The sequence below is a fragment of the Arthrobacter sp. P1_B9 genome, from assembly GCF_056406495.1.
Genome location: NZ_JBFUAA010000021.1, coordinates 35,660 through 51,562, shown reverse-complemented (window position 1 = coordinate 51,562; position 15,903 = coordinate 35,660). Strand labels below are relative to the sequence as shown.

At 61.9% G+C, this 15,903-nt stretch carries 15 protein-coding genes and 1 pseudogene; 13 read left to right on the top strand and 3 right to left on the bottom strand.

The genetic code is table 11. The features are described from left to right. Window positions 1-57 precede the first annotated feature (57 nt). The 10 genes from AC1D1A_RS20305 (at window position 58) to AC1D1A_RS20260 (ending at window position 8,762) form a co-directional block, all read left to right on the top strand. Entirely contained in the window at window positions 58-1,071 is a 1,014-nt protein-coding gene (locus AC1D1A_RS20305; protein ID WP_476860269.1) for an ABC transporter permease, read from the top strand. Next, window positions 1,068-1,982 (top strand): ABC transporter permease, encoded by a 915-nt coding sequence (locus AC1D1A_RS20300; RefSeq protein ID WP_476858045.1) that lies wholly within the window; start codon window positions 1,068-1,070, stop codon window positions 1,980-1,982. The genes AC1D1A_RS20305 and AC1D1A_RS20300 overlap by 4 nt, the downstream gene beginning before the upstream one ends. Then, window positions 1,979-2,929: an ABC transporter ATP-binding protein gene (locus AC1D1A_RS20295; protein ID WP_476948564.1), complete on the top strand. Its 951-nt coding sequence runs from the start codon at window positions 1,979-1,981 to the stop codon at window positions 2,927-2,929. The genes AC1D1A_RS20300 and AC1D1A_RS20295 overlap by 4 nt, the downstream gene beginning before the upstream one ends. After that, the gene (locus AC1D1A_RS20290; protein ID WP_476858043.1) at window positions 2,926-3,750 is read left to right on the top strand and encodes an ABC transporter ATP-binding protein; all 825 of its coding nucleotides are present in this window, start codon (window positions 2,926-2,928) and stop codon (window positions 3,748-3,750) included. Before AC1D1A_RS20295 ends, AC1D1A_RS20290 begins: the two co-directional genes overlap by 4 nt. Window positions 3,751-3,752: 2 nt before the next feature. Next, the gene (locus AC1D1A_RS20285; RefSeq protein WP_476858042.1) at window positions 3,753-4,964 is read left to right on the top strand and encodes a serine hydrolase domain-containing protein; all 1,212 of its coding nucleotides are present in this window, start codon (window positions 3,753-3,755) and stop codon (window positions 4,962-4,964) included. Between the two features lie 408 nt (window positions 4,965-5,372). Further along, window positions 5,373-5,516: a hypothetical protein gene (locus AC1D1A_RS20280; RefSeq protein WP_230008577.1), complete on the top strand. Its 144-nt coding sequence runs from the start codon at window positions 5,373-5,375 to the stop codon at window positions 5,514-5,516. 130 nt (window positions 5,517-5,646) lie between these two features. Further along, complete coding sequence (locus tag AC1D1A_RS20275) at window positions 5,647-6,483, top strand: SDR family NAD(P)-dependent oxidoreductase (protein WP_476948563.1); 837 nt, start codon at window positions 5,647-5,649, stop codon at window positions 6,481-6,483. An 18-nt stretch (window positions 6,484-6,501) separates the two neighbouring features. Further along, window positions 6,502-6,795 carry an aminotransferase class I/II-fold pyridoxal phosphate-dependent enzyme gene (locus tag AC1D1A_RS20270; RefSeq protein ID WP_308288903.1) on the top strand — a complete coding sequence of 98 codons (294 nt, stop codon included), beginning with the start codon at window positions 6,502-6,504 and terminating at the stop codon, window positions 6,793-6,795. 1,218 nt (window positions 6,796-8,013) lie between these two features. Further along, on the top strand, window positions 8,014-8,166 hold the full coding sequence (locus tag AC1D1A_RS20265; RefSeq protein WP_230008575.1) for a hypothetical protein: 153 nt from the start codon (window positions 8,014-8,016) through the stop codon (window positions 8,164-8,166). Between the two features lie 269 nt (window positions 8,167-8,435). After that, the gene (locus tag AC1D1A_RS20260; RefSeq protein WP_230008574.1) at window positions 8,436-8,762 is read left to right on the top strand and encodes a hypothetical protein; all 327 of its coding nucleotides are present in this window, start codon (window positions 8,436-8,438) and stop codon (window positions 8,760-8,762) included. A 162-nt stretch (window positions 8,763-8,924) separates the two neighbouring features. On the opposite strand, the gene AC1D1A_RS20255 is transcribed toward AC1D1A_RS20260, so the two are convergent. Continuing rightward, the gene (locus tag AC1D1A_RS20255) at window positions 8,925-9,227 is read right to left on the bottom strand and encodes a DUF4193 domain-containing protein (RefSeq protein ID WP_476858068.1); all 303 of its coding nucleotides are present in this window, start codon (window positions 9,225-9,227) and stop codon (window positions 8,925-8,927) included. 490 nt (window positions 9,228-9,717) lie between these two features. On the opposite strand from AC1D1A_RS20255, the gene AC1D1A_RS20250 reads away from it, so the two are divergent. Continuing rightward, window positions 9,718-11,637 (top strand): transketolase, encoded by a 1,920-nt coding sequence (locus AC1D1A_RS20250; RefSeq protein WP_476860264.1) that lies wholly within the window; start codon window positions 9,718-9,720, stop codon window positions 11,635-11,637. A gap of 45 nt (window positions 11,638-11,682) precedes the next feature. Then, window positions 11,683-11,943 (top strand): annotated as a pseudogene (locus AC1D1A_RS20245) (putative quinol monooxygenase); the annotation flags it as partial. 808 nt (window positions 11,944-12,751) lie between these two features. Here the strand turns inward: AC1D1A_RS20245 and AC1D1A_RS20240 are convergent. Then, the gene (locus tag AC1D1A_RS20240; RefSeq protein WP_476948562.1) at window positions 12,752-13,351 is read right to left on the bottom strand and encodes a DUF1254 domain-containing protein; all 600 of its coding nucleotides are present in this window, start codon (window positions 13,349-13,351) and stop codon (window positions 12,752-12,754) included. Next, window positions 13,348-13,953 carry a DUF1214 domain-containing protein gene (locus AC1D1A_RS20235; protein WP_476948561.1) on the bottom strand — a complete coding sequence of 202 codons (606 nt, stop codon included), beginning with the start codon at window positions 13,951-13,953 and terminating at the stop codon, window positions 13,348-13,350. The genes AC1D1A_RS20240 and AC1D1A_RS20235 overlap by 4 nt, the downstream gene beginning before the upstream one ends. A 1,482-nt stretch (window positions 13,954-15,435) precedes the next feature. Between AC1D1A_RS20235 and AC1D1A_RS20230 the strand changes: the two genes are divergently transcribed. Continuing rightward, on the top strand, window positions 15,436-15,810 hold the full coding sequence (locus AC1D1A_RS20230) for a hypothetical protein (RefSeq protein ID WP_476948560.1): 375 nt from the start codon (window positions 15,436-15,438) through the stop codon (window positions 15,808-15,810). Window positions 15,811-15,903: the final 93 nt, after the last annotated feature.

Genomic DNA, 15,903 nt, shown 5'->3' with positions numbered 1-15,903 from the left:
CGGGCCCTTGCCCTGCCCGCCCATCCCGCCACACCAATCAAGAAAAGGAGAACCATGTTGCGTTTCGTCGCCCGGCGGCTCATCACCTCGGTGCTGGTTCTCGCCGTGCTTACCGCGATCGTCTTCATCCTTGCCCGCATCGTTCCCAGCGACCCGGCCGTCATCTACGCCGGCCCGAAGGCGCCCCCAGCCGAGCTGGACAGGGTCCGGGAGCACCTCGGCTTTAACCGTCCGATCCTCGAACAGTACTTCGACTACGTCGCAAAGCTGATCACCGGGGACTGGGGCCAGTCTCTGGCCACAAAACGCCCCGTGTTGGATGAGCTGTTCACCCGCCTCCCAGCCACATTGGAACTCATCGGGTTTGCCATGGTTCTTGCTGTTTCGGCAGGGGTCATCTTGGGCGTTGTTGCCTCCCGCCGTCCCGGCGGATTCATCGACGGAGCAATCCGTTTCCTCTCCATCGGAGGGATTTCCGTGCCCGCCTTCTGGCTCGGACTGCTCCTTCAACTGTTGTTCGTTGGGGGGCTGGGCATACTTCCGGCCACTGGGCAATTCAGCAACTCCATCAAATACTCCAACCCCATCTCTCACGTGACCGGGCTTCCCCTGTTAGACAGCATGATCACCGGCAACGGCGTGGCCTTCACCGATGGGTTGCAGCACGTGATACTGCCGGCCCTCACCTTGGCCGCATATCCCCTCGGACTCGTTGCACGAATGACCAGGGCCGCCATGCTCGATGTCATGAACCAGGATTACATCTTCACCGCCAGGGCCTACGGTCTGAGGGAGACCGCCATCCGTTGGCGCCTGGCCCTGAAAAATGCTCTACCACCAGTCCTGTCTATCGCCGGAATGGCTGCCGCCTACGCCCTGACCGGAACATTCTTCGTCGAAGCTGTCTTCAACTGGCCAGGAATTGGGCAGTTCGCTACATCTTCCATGCTTGCAGTGGACTACCCAGCCATCATAGCAATTACGCTCATGGGCGCCACAGCATACCTGCTGGCCAACCTTCTGGTGGACATCCTGCAATCCCGAATCGACCCCAGAGTGAGCATGTCATGAGCCCCACGACCCAAATCTCCGCCCCGACCCGTTCCGGGCCGGCCGGAGAACAGGCCACCCTCAAACCGATCAAACTACTTAAACAGACCCTGGGCCGTGACCGTTTGGCCGCTGTTGGCGCGATGATCATAGTCCTTGTCGTAATCCTTGCTGTTTTTGGGCAATGGCTGGCACCTTTCCCTGATCAGGGCATGGGGGCGACCAATGCCTCCGACCGAAACCTCGCTCCCAACGCCTTGAACTGGCTCGGCACCGATCAACTCGGTCGTGACGTCCTCAGCCGCATCATCATGGGCGCGAACCCGGCGCTGACCATCTCTGCCGTCGTTGTCGCGGCCGCGGCCCTCATCGGCATTCCCCTCGGCGCTGTCGCCGGATATCGCGGTGGCTGGCTCGACGAAGCCTTGATGCGTGTGACCGAGATCTTCCAGGCCTTCCCGCCTCTGCTCCTGGCCATGGTGACCGTTGCGATCCTTGGGCCCAGCCTCACCAACGCCGGCATCGCCTTGGCCATCAGCTGGTGGCCCTGGTATGCGCGCCTTGTACGAGCGGAAGCAAAATCCCTTCGGGAACGCTCCTATGTCGAAGCAGCCCGCGCCATGGGCATTCCGCAACTGCTCATCATCAGCCGCCATGTACTTCGCAACTGCATGACGCCCATCCTCGTCCAAGCCACCGTCGACATCGGCACTGTGATCCTGGCCGCCGGGTCCCTGGCATTCATCGGCCTTGGAACGCAACCGCCCCTGCCAGACTGGGGCCTGATGGTCGCCGAAGGGCGCGGGCTCATATTCAGTTCCTGGTGGATAGCCACCTTTCCGGGGCTGGCCATCTTTCTGGCCGTCCTGGGATTCAACCTCCTCGGAGATTCGCTGCGCGACCTCCTTGACCCCAGGCAGGTAAAGCGATGACACATGTACTTAGCATCCGCGACCTCAACGTCGAATTCACCGACCGGGGAAGGCTTACCAACCGCCCCGTCCGCGGGATAGACCTCGATGTTTCCGCCGGTGAAATCCTCGGCCTGGTGGGGGAAACGGGGTGCGGCAAGTCCCTGACAGGACTCGCAGCCTTGGGGATCCTTCCACGCGGTGCACGGCGCACGGGGCAAGTGACCATCGGCAACGATCCCTTACAGGCCTCGTCAGAACCAGGTGGCTCGGCGGCCATCGTATTCCAGAACCCCGGGACTGCTTTCAACCCCGTCTTCACGCTTGGCCGCCAACTCAGCGATGTCCTGGCCCGGCACCGGCATATCTCGAGGGCCGAAGGCAAAGCTGAAATCATACGTCACCTAAGCCTGGTCGGCCTTCCGGACCCTGAACGGGTCTACCGCAGCTATCCGCACCAATTGTCCGGCGGGATGCTGCAGCGGGCCATGATTGCCATGGCTCTGCTACGCCAGCCCCGGCTGTTGATCCTGGATGAGCCCACAACGGCTCTTGACGTTACTGTTGCCCGGCAAATTTTGGTCCTCATTGACGAACTCCGACACAAGTTCGGGTTCGGTGTGCTGCTCATCAGCCACAACCTTGGCATCATCCGCGATGTCTGTGACCGCGTGGCGGTCCTTTACGCAGGCAGGGTGATCGAAACCGGACCTGTGGAAGCGGTCATGAACAATCCACGCCACCCATATACCCGCGGCCTCTTGGGCGCCATCCCAGCAGGGCGAACCCACGGCCAGCGACTGAACGCTATTTCTGGAACAGTGCCGGGAAACCTCCTATCCCTCACCGGGTGCGCCTTCAGAAGCCGTTGCTCACATGCAGTCACCGACTGCTCGCTCACCGACCCGCTGCTCACCGAGACCGGGCCACACCAGGCAGTCGCCTGCCTCCAGGAAGGCGAACTATGACCAACGTTCTCACGCTCGAAAACATCGTCAAAACGTTCCCGCACCACAGACGAGTCTTCACCGCAGTCGACGACGTCTCCCTCAGCATCAAGGAAGGTACGGTCTACGGCCTTGTCGGAGAGTCCGGCTCCGGCAAAAGTACCCTCGCCCGCTGCGCCATGCAGCTGATGCGCCCAACATCCGGGCGAGCTGTCTTTGAAGGACATGACCTCGGCAAACTCGGACCCAAGGCACTGCGGACCATCCGTTCCCGGATGGGAATAGTACTTCAGAATCCAGTGGCATCATTGAATCCACGAATGACTATCGGCGCTTCAGTGGCAGAGCCCCTCCGGACCCACACTGCCCTGACAGGGCAGGCCCTCCAAGCAAGAATAAACAATCTGCTGGACGAGGTCGGGCTGGGAGCCGGGCACGCCCATCGGCTCCCGCACCAGCTCTCCGGAGGACAGTGCCAACGCGTCGGCATCGCACGCGCCCTGGCCACCTCTCCCCGTCTCCTGATCCTGGACGAACCCACCAGCGCCCTTGATGTTTCCGTCCAAGCCCAGATTCTGAACCTGCTCCAGGACCTGCAGCAACAAAAAGGGCTCACATATCTGCTCATCTCCCACGACCTGGACGTCGTCCGCTATCTCAGCGATGAGGTGGCTGTCATGAAGACCGGAAAGATCGTAGAAAGCGGACCAGCCGAACGGATCTTCACAGATCCACAGCACGACTACACCCGCAGACTCCTCGAGGCAGCCCCAGGGCGCGGCCGGCCCGAATTGGCAGACTCCCACGCCCTCCCCACCCTCACCACGCAAGGCAGCGACTAGACATGCTAGAGACAACAGCAAATGGTTCCCTTCTGACCAGCCCCGGCAAGATCGACCGCTATGCCGGCCAGGACTTCAATGAGCACGTCACCCTGGACAACTGGCAGGAAAGCCCATTCAATCGCTGGGGCTTCGCTCACATCAGCGAACTCATCACTACCGCAACGATCCGTCGAGGCAGAGCATCCGAGCCCTCTACTGGAAGTGAGTCAGCCACACCGGAACACGCGGAGAGGTGGCACAGCGTTGAGGAGTTCCTGGAATCCACGCACACAGATGCCATCGTCGTACTTCAACACGGGAAACTGGTCCTGGAACGCTATTTTGGCTCTTTCCAGCCGCACGACCGGCACGTCCTGATGTCTGTTTCCAAATCCGTCTGCGCGCTTACCATGGGTATTTTGGTGGGCCGGGGACTCATAGACACGCAACAGCCTGTCCACCACTACGTCCCGCCGCTGAAGGGAAGCGCCTACGGGAACGCGACGGTCCGCCAAGTACTCGACATGACCGCCGCAGTCCGGTACAGCGAGAACTACCTGGACGCGGCCGCTGAAGTCCAGCAGCAGGATAGGATCGCCGGCTGGCGCCCCAAGCTCGAAACAGACCCAGAGGACACTTACGAATTCCTCACACTCCTCCAAGCTGTCGGAGAACACGGCCGATCATTTCAGTACTGCTCAGCCGGTACAGACGTGCTGGCATGGATCATCGAGAACGTCACCGGCAAGCGATACGCCGAAGTCGTCTCCGACGAACTGTGGTCCCAGCTTGGGACACTCGATGATGCACTCATCACCACTGATTCCGGTGGTTTCGCATTTGCGAACGGAGGAATCGCCTGTACCGCACGAGACTTGGCCAAGATCGGACAGCTCATGCTGGACGAGGGGAAAGCCAGCGGGCAAACGGTCGTCCCATCATGGTGGATCAACGACACGATGCGCGGCGGAGACCCGCAACTGGCCAGAGGAACCGGCTACCAGAAAGTCCACCCCAACGGCTCCTACCGGAACCAGTGGTGGGTCCCCGGAGATAGCCGAGGCACGGTCTACGCTGCAGGCATCCACGGCCAATTCATTTGGATTGACCCCGTCAGCGACACGGTAATAGCGAAGTTTTCCTCTTGCCCGCAGCCGGTTGCACTCGAACTCAGCCGGGCACACGCCGCGGGCTTCAGGCAATTGATCAGCATCCTGGAATACACGAGCTGATTGAGGCGACCCCTCGGAGCGCAGGTCCTCAGCAATCCCCACTAAATAAAGGTCAAAGGATAAAAATCGCCTCCACGGGTAATCCGAAGCAGACCGCCGAAGCAGACCGCCGCCCGGCGGCCGTGCACCCAATTGCCGGCCTTCCGCTGCCCATCACAGAGCCAAACCGACTGCTGCAAATCCCGGTTTCCCACTCTGTTCGTTGCCTGCCCCTGTACTTCAGGGTTCGATTCCTTCTCCTGACAACGAACCACAACGGCTCAGACGCCACCTGACACTCCTAGCGGTCCTCCCCCTTTCCCCGACACATGGGCCCTTATCGGCACCGTGTAACAAAGGAGTGGTCATTCTCACCGGACGTGGCCTCGGGTTCCAGCGAAACCTGGGCAGCAGGTAGACGAACCCAAAGTGGTACGCGTCTTTGTCCTCGAGGACGGGCGCAACGCAGACAACTTCGGCGGCCTGGTGGCGGCCATTCCTCCCGAACACCTGACACTGGCCGCCCAGGCACTGGAAATTACCCGCAGCGGTACAAACACGGCCTCTTCCTGACGGTGAGCAGGGACCAGCCTGCCCACTCCAAACACAGTCGACAGTGCGCGCGTACTCGTAGCAGTCAACTGCGGCCATCGCATCTAAGGAATCAAAACCTGTACCCCGGAAGAGCACCAAACGATAGGGAATGCTTGGAAAGCGGAGGCGAGACATCTGGCACGCACGAAATGTGCCTACGAGAGGATTCAAAGTGCTATCGCAATCAACTTCCAACGCCCGCCTAGCGGGCAAAGTCGCGTTGGTCACAGGCGCTACTTCCGGTATCGGGGAAACAATCGCCCGCAGACTGGTAGCCGAAGGAGCCCAGGTGCTGGCAACCGGGCGGTCAATCGAGCGAGGGCGACGACTTGAAGCGGCACTCGGTTCCCATCTGCACTTCTATTCCACGGACATCAAAGACGAAGAATCAGGCAATGCCCTCACCTCCGCAGCAGTTTCACGCTTTGGTCGACTCGACGTGCTGGTCAACAACGCCGCGGTCGATCATACGGGAGACCTTCTGTTAGTTCCCGACAAGGAGATCCGAGAAGTCTTCGAAGTCAACACTTTCGCTGCCATCCGCCTTCTGCAAGCGGCCGCCCGAACCATGCAGGACACTGGCGGATCGATCATCAACATCACTTCACGTTTGGCCTCAATCGGAGTGCCCACCATGGGGATTTACAGCGCCAGCAAGGGAGCAATGCTGGCGCTGACGAAGGCTGCAGCCGTGGACCTAGCCCCCTACAACATCCGAGTAAACGCCGTTGCCCCAGGCATGACAAAGACACCGCTATACGACGAGTGGCTGGAAACGCATGCAGATCCAGCAGCGGCCGAAGCAAGGGTTGTTGACCAAATCCCCCTTAAACGGCTTGCACTTCCAAGCGACGTGGCCGGAGCCGTGGCATATCTGGCCTCGGATGAAGCCTCTTACATCACCGGCACCTCGTTGCCCATAGACGGCGGATACACAGCTCAATAGCCGCCACAAGAAAAGAGGATGACATGTCAACGCCTTCAGTCTCCGCCATTAACATTCCCTGGGCCGACGGCACTAGCCACGTGGACCAATCCAGAGGGCGGCTTCTTCCTATGGGTCACCTTCAACAACGCGATTGACACTTCAAAACTGTTCGAGGTTGCAGTTGCCCAAGGCGTAGCCTTCATCCCGGGTCGCGCCTTCTCGGTTTCCGGAAGTTTCGGCAATGCACTTCGACTTTGCTGCGCATCGCAAACCCCAGAAAGGATTGAGGTAGGGCACGCGCGCCTGGCAACGGTTCTCAAAGAACTCTGACGTTCCAGAGCAACGTGCTGGCGGACCGTATGAGGAACCATGCCGCCAGCAGCGCCGTCGTGGGCACGGACGCCGGAGCTGCGAGGTGACGGGGCCAAACTGGTGAAAAATGAGGACGAGCCCGCCGGCATTGGAACTCCAAGGCAGCCGAAGAGATTTCCCCAAGCCTGTTCGCTCCAATAACCACGTCAACCCACGGTCAGGGACAGCTGAACAATCGTGATGTCAGAAAGGAACACAATGAGGGCCCTTGCCAGGAAGGGAGCATTGCGCAGTGGCGCAAGCTATTTCTCCACGACCCACTGGGCGGCGCAGCACTATCGTGCCCAGGAATACAGCGTGGCCCTCTTGGGCGTGATGTACCCGTGTGCGGTCCAACACTGCCACGACGGCCCAGAACATTTGGAGCCCACGCTGCCACCCGAGATCCCCATCCGTCGACGGAGCACCGACCTCATCTTTTACTACCCCATCCATACCGATGTAGGCCGGATTTCTCAGCCAACCGGCGAACAAACACCGGTACCAGCACGCCACGAAAAGCCCGCCGGCGCGAAGCACGCAAGCCGTAGGGCTTCCATCGACGCCGTAGTCCGCGACCTGGCGGTGCTTCTCCTCCGGAAACGACCACAGTAAAACCGCCGCTGCATTTCCATGATCTAAGCGTGAGAAGGCTGCTCACCACGATTGATTCCCTTCGCCCACCGAGGACCAGGCCTTTTAGGAGTCCGATATCACCGATTACTCATGCCGCACATATGCAGCACGCCCTGTCAGGGTTAGCTACACCCCAGACTGACGTCAGGCGGCCAACCAAATATTGTCAGATTAGGGTCCAGCGGGCGTTTTCTGCACCCCACCGGTTACCGGTCTTGGATCTCAATCTGACAGAAGGAGGCGGAAACGCAGCGCCGGCGCAGCTGGATATCGCTGCCATCAACCACGAATTGGCACTGCTCTTCCCGTCCGTTGCTGTCAACGGACCGGATCCCGGCAGCCAGCAGTGCTCCAAGAACTGATGCATCGGCTGCCTCCGGGCATTCGCCGCGAGTTCCGCTCCTACCTGGCCGGGGCAGGCCTTGACGGGCCGCACTAGTGGACAGGGACGTCGCCGAGGCGATGACCGCCCCTTACCGCTGGCTCGCCCGCCGCATCGGCCCCGAGGCCTAGCCCTCACCGCTGCGAGGATGGGGGCCGCCGGCCGAGGTCCATGAGGAAATGACCGAACTCGACCGGGTCCGGGACTGGATCGTCAAAGGCAACCGCGAGGACCAGACCGTGCCCGGGCTCCTGCTGCGTGAAGGCGCCCAGCAGCTCGGCCTGATCCGCAAGATCAAAGGCAGGCTCGTCCGCGGCGAAGAGGCTGGGTGATGACCGCGCAGTTGTGGCTGTTCCTCGCCCGAGCCATTGGCCGGACCTGCTTGGGCACCTCAGGCCGCACCTCAAGCTGTCCTCGCCGCCCGGAACTTGGACGGAAGCGCCCGTGCACTGCCCCGGAGTCCTTAATGGCCGTGCGCGCCGCGGTCGTCCCTCCGCACGGTTGCGCCCTGTTCAGGTTGATCTGTTGTTATCCAGGTCACATTGCGTCTATCGTTGTCGAGGGCCACAGCGCGGTGGCCCGTTTTAGAGCGGAGAAGTGTGTGAACGAGAAGCTGCGGGTGCTGGTCCGTGTGGACCTCGATGGCGCCAAGGCCCACGTCAAGGTCCAGGGCCACGTGACGGTTCAGAACCTCAATGGCCTCTACGGCGTGGTCCAGCGCGCCAGCTCGCTCGCCTCAGGACTGTCGCTGGAACTCGATGTGACGCGCGCACAGACTGACTCCGACGCCATGGGAGAGCTTCGTGCGTGCGCAAAGTCGCATCACCTGCCGGTGCACGTCGACCCTCGCCAGCACGACTACCAGATCAGCCTCCTGACGCAGAACACCGCGGTGTCCGCGGCCCTGTCGCCAGTCCTGGCAGCCTGACCTGCAGCACTGGCTACTGGGGCTGGCCGTGCCCTTGGCTCACAGCCTGGCCTGCGTGCCTGAATCTGATGTCAGCGCAGGGCGCGCGGAGCATGGGTGCGAGAGAGCGCGTTGAACTTGAAGCATCGCTCCTTTGCGCGACCGGATAGCTTGCGGCATGTCTTATCCCGCGCACTCGATGCAGTACGGGTGGCCGTCCCGTTCTCGCGCGAGCTGGGACCGGTGCCGGACCAGGAAGCAGGAGTAGCAGGTGAACTCGTCCTTGGCCTGGGGAATGACCTGGACGATGAGTTCCTCGGCAACGAACTCCCCGCCGGGGGTCATGGCCTCATCCAGTGCGTCGGTCTCGTCCAGTTCGCGGATGACGCTGCGGGCATCTGGTGCGCTGGCGGACTGCAGCGCTTCCAGGGACCTGTCCTGGGATTCCTTGACGTCGGAACGTACTTCGTCGTAATCAGTAGCCACTGAGGTGTTTCTCTTTCTGGTGTTCTTCTCTGACGGAACTGCAACATACACCATCGCCCGGGTATTCCCTTTGCCGGGAGACTGGCCGACCGGGTCCGGGCGCCCGGCGGAACGCCGGTTGGCGGAGAGGATGCCGATGGCTTCGCTGCGCCGGTCACGTTGGAGTCCATCGCCGATCAGGCCGGCGTAGAAGTTGGGTTTGACGGTGTTACGGGCAGCAGCGCAAGACCGGGGTGCCCCGGCATTGAGCTTGCCGGTCGCAGGCTCGATGGCGCAGTGGCCGGCCATCTGCACTCCGGGTGGCCCTGCCTGACCGCATGGCGGTAGGGGTGGCAGCGCGGGGTCCAGTCGGGGGGATCGATGTGCGTGGGTGCACCGGTGCATCCGGACCGGCAGTGCCCGCCGGTGTTGGGCGGAGAGTCTTGACTTACTCTCCCTCCGGCGAGACCCTGCAGGGATCCGGCAAGTTCCATCGACGAAGGACACCGCCATGCCCGCGGCAAACCACGAAAACGTCGGCGAGGACCTCTCACAGGTCGCTGAACTCGCTGCGCAGCTCCGGGTGGATTCCATCCGGTCCAGCACGTCCGCCGGATCCGGCCATCCGACGTCGAGCATGTCGGCCGCAGACTTGCTGGCTGTCCTGGTCAGCCGTCATCTGCGCTACGACTGGGACAACCCGGATCTGGACACGAACGATCACCTGATCTTCTCCAAAGGCCATGCCTCTCCCCTGCTGTATTCGGTCTTCAAGGCCGTCGGCGTCGTCTCCGATGATGAGCTCATGACCGGCTACCGCCGGTTCGGCCAGCGCCTGCAGGGACATCCGACGCCGGCACTGCCATGGGTAGATTTCGCGACGGGCTCGCTGGGGCAGGGACTTCCGGACGGCGTCGGAGTGGCCCTCGCCGGGAAATACCTGGATCGGCTCCCCTACCGGGTGTGGGTGCTGTGTGGCGACAGCGAAATGGCGGAAGGCTCCATTTGGGAAGCCCTGGACAAGGCCTCCCACTATGGCCTGACCAACCTGGTCACCGTCGTCGACGTAAACCGGCTGGGACAGCGGGGCGAGACCGAACTCGGCTGGGACATGGAGTCCTATGCCCGCCGGGTCCAGGCTTTCGGCGCCCAGGCCATCGTCATCGACGGCCACGATCTCAGCGCCATCGACGAGGCTTTTTCCACTGCGGCAGAAGCACCTGAAGGCAAGCCCGTTGTCATCCTCGCCAAGACCATCAAGGCCAAAGGCTTCGCCGAGATCGAAGACAGCCCGGATTGGCATGGAAAACCCTTACCGCCCGACATGGCCGAGAAGGCTATTGCAGAACTCGGCGGTCCAAGGACCCTGACATTGCGGGGCCCTCTTCCGGAAGAAGGGTCAAAGGCACGCATCGACGCTCCCGGCGCAACCTTCCCCAGCTACACAGTGGGCGAGAAGGTCGCTACGCGAAAGGCTTACGGCGACGCTTTGGCAGCACTCGGCGGCATCGATCCCGCCGTTGTTGCCCTGGACGGCGAGGTCAGCAATTCCACCCATGCGGACCAATTCGCGAAGGCATTTCCCGGCCGGTTCTTCGAGATGTACATCGCCGAGCAGCAGCTCATCGCCGCCGCCACGGGACTGAGCAGCCGGGGATATAAAGCCTTCGCCTCGACTTTCGCGGCCTTCCTCACCCGCGCCTACGACTTCATCCGCATGGGGTCCATCTCGAGCGCCGATCTTCGCCTGTGCGGTTCGCACTCCGGCGTCGAGATTGGCGCCGATGGTCCATCCCAGATGGCGCTGGAGGACCTGGCGATGTTCCGGGCCGTGCATGGTTCGACCGTCCTGTACCCTGCGGACGCGACCAGCACGGCCGCCCTGGTGCAGCGCATGGCGGAAACTTCCGGCATCAGCTATCTCCGGACCACCCGCGGCACCTACCCCGTCCTGTACAGCGCCTCCGAGCAGTTCCCGGTCGGCGGTTCCAAGCTCCTGCGGTCCTCCGGCAACGACGACGTTACCCTCGTCGGGGCAGGGGTCACCCTTCATGAAGCGCTTAAGGCAGCAGACATCCTCGACGCGGACGGAATCCGGGCCCGCGTCGTTGACTGTTACTCCCTCAAGCCCATAGACGCAGAAACACTGCTCACCGCCGCCGGCGAGACACAGGGCCGCGTCATCATCGCCGAAGACCACCGCATCGAGGGAGGCCTGGGATCAGCGGTCAAGGATGCCCTGCTCACGGCACCGCCGAGTGACCTGTCCATCACGCACCTCGCCGTGCACGGCATGCCCGGGTCCGGAACCGGGCAGGAGCTCCTCGCCTGGGCAGGCATCGACGCCGAACATATCGCCGAGGCCGCCCGGCGCCTGGTCGGGCCAAACGCGCGCCGGTCGTCATGGCGCGGCTCCCCGGGACCCACATAGACCCACGACAGGCCTCTCTCCCCGACTCTCGGCACCAAGCCGGGCGCGCGCGATGGCCTCATAGAACTCCTCACCAGGCGAGCCGACGGGCTTGCGAAACTGGGTTGCCTCCTCTACGAAGTAGGGATTAACGATGCCCAACCTGACACGGTGTTCGTTGCCGAGTTGTGGATATCCGAGAGCGCCCACCGGGCCTCCTTGAAACTGGACTCGATCCGGAGCAGCATTGCCGAAGCGATGCCGCTGCTGTCAGGATCGATGAGCAGCCAGGGTTTCGAAGTCGTCGGATCTCCACTGCACGATTGAGGTTCCGCTTACGAATACCGCTTCCTAACCAAAACAACTCCCCCGTAAGCCGCTTCTCCACCGCGAGGAATCCGGAACAGTAATGGTCGCGCTATTGACTCGTCCTGAGGAGCCACAGCACACGGCCCTTCGGGCAGCCTTGTGAAGGCTTCCCAATACGCACGCCGCTAAAACGCCGGCACGGGATTTCGGTGCTCCTGGCGACGCGGCTGTTGTGATCGTTCAAGGGTGTCGCGAAGGATGGCGGGCCGCCGCTGGTGCGTGACTGCGGTGGTTGGCCCTAAGCGGCGGACCGCCCGGAATTTCCAGGTTCGATGACTCTGGGAACATGAGTTACCGGACGACTGTATTGGGGGATCCAGCCGCCCGGGCTCACTGCAAGGTTACTCCGTTTCGTCGGTGAATAGGGCGAAGATGGTCTGCCCAACGTCGCTACCGTGCAGCCCCAGCAGTTAGGCGTCGAAGTACGTCCGGACTGTCGGGTCTTGTGAAAGAGAGGCGACCACTGATGCGGCGATGTCCCGGAGTTTGACGTTTGTGCAAGGGCTGCCCCCTGCCGCAGCTTACGCGCCGCTGCCAAGTCCCGATCACTGTTGGGCCACGGACCATGGCAGCCCTGGCGCTTGGCAGACCCTGGATCTGCCTCGCCGTGCTAGGCCCGCCCCCAAAGTGTCCGTTGAGGGATCCCTCGACGGGCGCCTTGTGGGTGGCGAGTTCGGAGCCGTGGGGATCGGTTTTCGCGAATGCTCACGCTCCTTTTGCTGGCGTGAGCTGGATCAGCTTCGCGAGTTCGTACGCCGTGTGGCGGTCATCTTCGTTGGCGACGAAGACCCGACCGATCAGCAGGGCGGCGTGGTGGGGCACGTCGATCCGTGTCATGCCGTGTGGCGTATCCTCGCCATTTGGGTTCGCAGAGGAGGAAGTCGCCGATAGCGGTTCCAGTGGTGCGTTTGCCCACGTAGGCAAAGTTGGCGCCGCTGGTCGGGTCGGTGAACTGCACGCTGTAATAGCGTTGTTCCATCTCGGGCACGTGCAGCACTTGTGGTCCGGCGTTGACATCCAACCAGCCGCCAAAGTACAGGACGTCGTCGGTGCCGGTCGCGATGACACTGCCGGACAAAGCGGACTGAGACGGGCTCTCCGGCACGGCATAAATCGTGTTCACAGGGATCGGTCCGCCACCCAGCCCGCGCCGGACAAATATTCGTTTGAAGCCGCCCACTGTGATCCGCGGCCAGAAGTAGATGAAGACGAACGTACCGATCATCCAGATGGCCACAGTTGTCGCCACCAGCAGAATGATCGAGCCCAAGCCGCCGGCCGCGATTCGCCGGTAGGTGACCCACGCGAAGATTGCCAGGATGGCGATCGTCACCGGAGTGGCGTATTTCAGGATCAGGCGATTCATGACTGCACCTGGACGAGCGGCGGAACCTCGTACCCGCCGTCTACGATGGCCGGTCCGGGTAGATAGGCGCGGAGCATGAGCTTGAACCGGCCGGGCGGTGTCGCTACCCAGTTCTGCGCCGCACCCGATGGCTGATTCGGTTGGAGCAGAATGTCGACTGAGCCGTCGGCGTTCGTCACGAGACCAGAGTGGTCGTTCACGCTTGCCCGCCCGGTTGGGGCGTTGACCATATAGCCGACGGTGTCCGTCGCGGTAAGCGACCAGAAGGCATCATTCGGTGGAAGCTGACCTACCGAGAAATGAAGGCGATACGCATGCTCCCCACTGAGACGCTTCCCCGCGTCATCGCTGGTCGTTGTCCAGTAGGCGGCCTCTTCGAACACGTTGACAACCGGGAGCGCCTTCTGCAAGGCCGCACGAACGAGTAGTCCGTTGCCTGGATGGCCAGCATTGCGAATCGCGCTCCAGCCATTGACGCTCTTCGTCTCCGTCTTCGCCACGGCGTTCAAGACCAGGACGGTGGTCAGGTACGCGAAGGTTAGGCCCATGATCAGACCCTGCACTATGCCGGAACCCGCGACCCAGGCAAGGAAGCCGCTCACGATGACATCCGCATCACAGCACGACAACGGTAACCACCGCGTCGACGATGACGCCAATGGTCCGCCCACCCTCCAACGAACTGGGATGCCAGCCCGGGTTGGACTCGTTTGGTCGGAACCAAGGCTTCCGCGCTTTAACATCCATGAGTGAAACCTAGCCTGATTCCCACCGCATGAGAGACCAAAGGGCCAGGGCTACGCACGCGTCGTTAGGGCCTCCAGCAACCATGCGACCCGCGCCCGTTAGCCGGTCCCCCACCGCGACACCGTCCGCCCGCACTGGCGCTGCGAGAAATCAGATACAGATACTGGAAACTTGGATTCGCGCATGCCCCGCCCGCAAAACTGTCCCGCTCAGGTTGGACAATCGCGACAGTTGCACCCCTGCCCGCGCAGATCATCGGGCTACGCCCGGATCTCCACCAACGAACAGGACCTGACAGCGCCACGCAATGCGCTTTTTGGCTGGGTGTCCCCAGGGGGCCCGATCTATTTCGACAATGGCTGACCGACAGGAAAAAGAAACGGCCAGGACCAAGCGAAAGCCGTGGCGGCTGTTCGAGCCGGCGACGCCCCTTGTCGTCACCAAACGCGATAGGTTGGCCCGGCTCCTGCCCGCTGCTCGAGAACATTGCCGAGGACACAACGAAAATTTCCCTGGAGTTCTGGCTGCCGACAGGGATGACTATAGAGTTTTTGATCCCGAAGTCGCAGCAGGTCATGCAGTTCCAAGCGCTCCCGGCCATGAAGGAGTAAGCAGCAACACCGCTGTCCAAGGCAAGAGAGGAGCCGCCAGACCGCAACGGGCATCAACAAAAATGGGCCCCCGGAGGGGCCCATAAAAGGAGATTTGTACACACTCAGCGGCCCACAAGCCCCTGAACAGGGAAAACACTTGCCCGAGGTGGGACTCGAACCGCGTTCCCTCCCCGCAAACACTGGACTCCCGCAAAAACATGCGTAAACCGGCCCGATCCGTCCTATCTACAGCCGATCCGACGCCCAAAGTGTGTACTTTGTACACACCCCCAATATCCGATGTACACACCCATATCCGCGGCTACAAACGTCTCAGACCAACGACCGCGCTTCTCATTGACGGAGTGGTCGCGACCTCTCACAATTCTCATCCCCCCACCGCTCTCATCCCCCACGGCGCCATCATGAACCCAGCGTGCGCATGCAAATGACAGCTACGCGTCGGCCCACGACAAGGTTATGACCTGCATACGTCGGTTCCTTAAGAGGCCCCGGACGCCAAGCCAGCGCTGCTCGATGCCGCCAGGGCGAACGCCCTCGACCTACTTTAGGCAGCCGCCGGCCTGTCGACGGTGTGCACTTAGCACAAGGCGAATGTCCCCCCGTTGACAGGCGCAGCCCGGCATCTTAAATTTTCTATGTACCCGAAGCCGGGACGGTTTTGCTTCACCCCTTGATAGCTGTGCCAGTTGAGCGGCTACGCCGCGGACGCAGGAGGCCAAGATGTTGAAGTCACCGCTACACGAATTCGTCAATGACTGCATCGCCCGGAACCAGGACGCTGACGGACTCACCCAGGAAGAGCTGTACGGTCTATACCTGAGCTGGTGCTCCCTCCGGGGAACCACACCCGCTCCAGCCAGAAGTTTCAGAGCCGGGCTGCGCGCAGCGAACATCCAGCCCGACCACCCGGGCGGCCTGTGCACCGGGCTGGCGATGATTGGCCCCGCTGCCTGCGATTACATCGTCCACCGGGAACTTCCCCTCGCACCGCTCCCCCAGGGATTCCAAACCAAGGGTGCCGACGCCGACCGGACCACCCCGATCGGCCGGGGACCGGCGAAAGAAAACGGCCCGGCATCGGCTCCGGCTGCCTAGACCCCGGGCCGTTTCCTCGATCCGTGGGGGAACACTTGCGCTCCCAGGCGTTGCAAAATTGTGCCTTTTGCCCAGAAAGATCGTGTGCGACGA

What these genes read in the sequence shown, in the direction of transcription:
- AC1D1A_RS20300 (WP_476858045.1), top strand. Translation starts at nt 1,068, where the DNA reads ATGAGCCCCACGACCCAAATCTCCGCCCCGACCCGTTCCGGGCCGGCC.
- AC1D1A_RS20295 (WP_476948564.1), top strand. Translation starts at nt 1,979, where the DNA reads ATGACACATGTACTTAGCATCCGCGACCTCAACGTCGAATTCACCGAC.
- AC1D1A_RS20290 (WP_476858043.1), top strand. Translation starts at nt 2,926, where the DNA reads ATGACCAACGTTCTCACGCTCGAAAACATCGTCAAAACGTTCCCGCAC.
- AC1D1A_RS20285 (WP_476858042.1), top strand. Translation starts at nt 3,753, where the DNA reads ATGCTAGAGACAACAGCAAATGGTTCCCTTCTGACCAGCCCCGGCAAG.
- AC1D1A_RS20275 (WP_476948563.1), top strand. Translation starts at nt 5,647, where the DNA reads ATGCTTGGAAAGCGGAGGCGAGACATCTGGCACGCACGAAATGTGCCT.
- AC1D1A_RS20270 (WP_308288903.1), top strand. Translation starts at nt 6,502, where the DNA reads ATGACATGTCAACGCCTTCAGTCTCCGCCATTAACATTCCCTGGGCCG.
- AC1D1A_RS20265 (WP_230008575.1), top strand. Translation starts at nt 8,014, where the DNA reads ATGACCGAACTCGACCGGGTCCGGGACTGGATCGTCAAAGGCAACCGC.
- AC1D1A_RS20250 (WP_476860264.1), top strand. Translation starts at nt 9,718, where the DNA reads ATGCCCGCGGCAAACCACGAAAACGTCGGCGAGGACCTCTCACAGGTC.
- AC1D1A_RS20240 (WP_476948562.1), bottom strand. Translation starts at nt 13,351, where the DNA reads ATGAATCGCCTGATCCTGAAATACGCCACTCCGGTGACGATCGCCATC.
- AC1D1A_RS20230 (WP_476948560.1), top strand. Translation starts at nt 15,436, where the DNA reads ATGTTGAAGTCACCGCTACACGAATTCGTCAATGACTGCATCGCCCGG.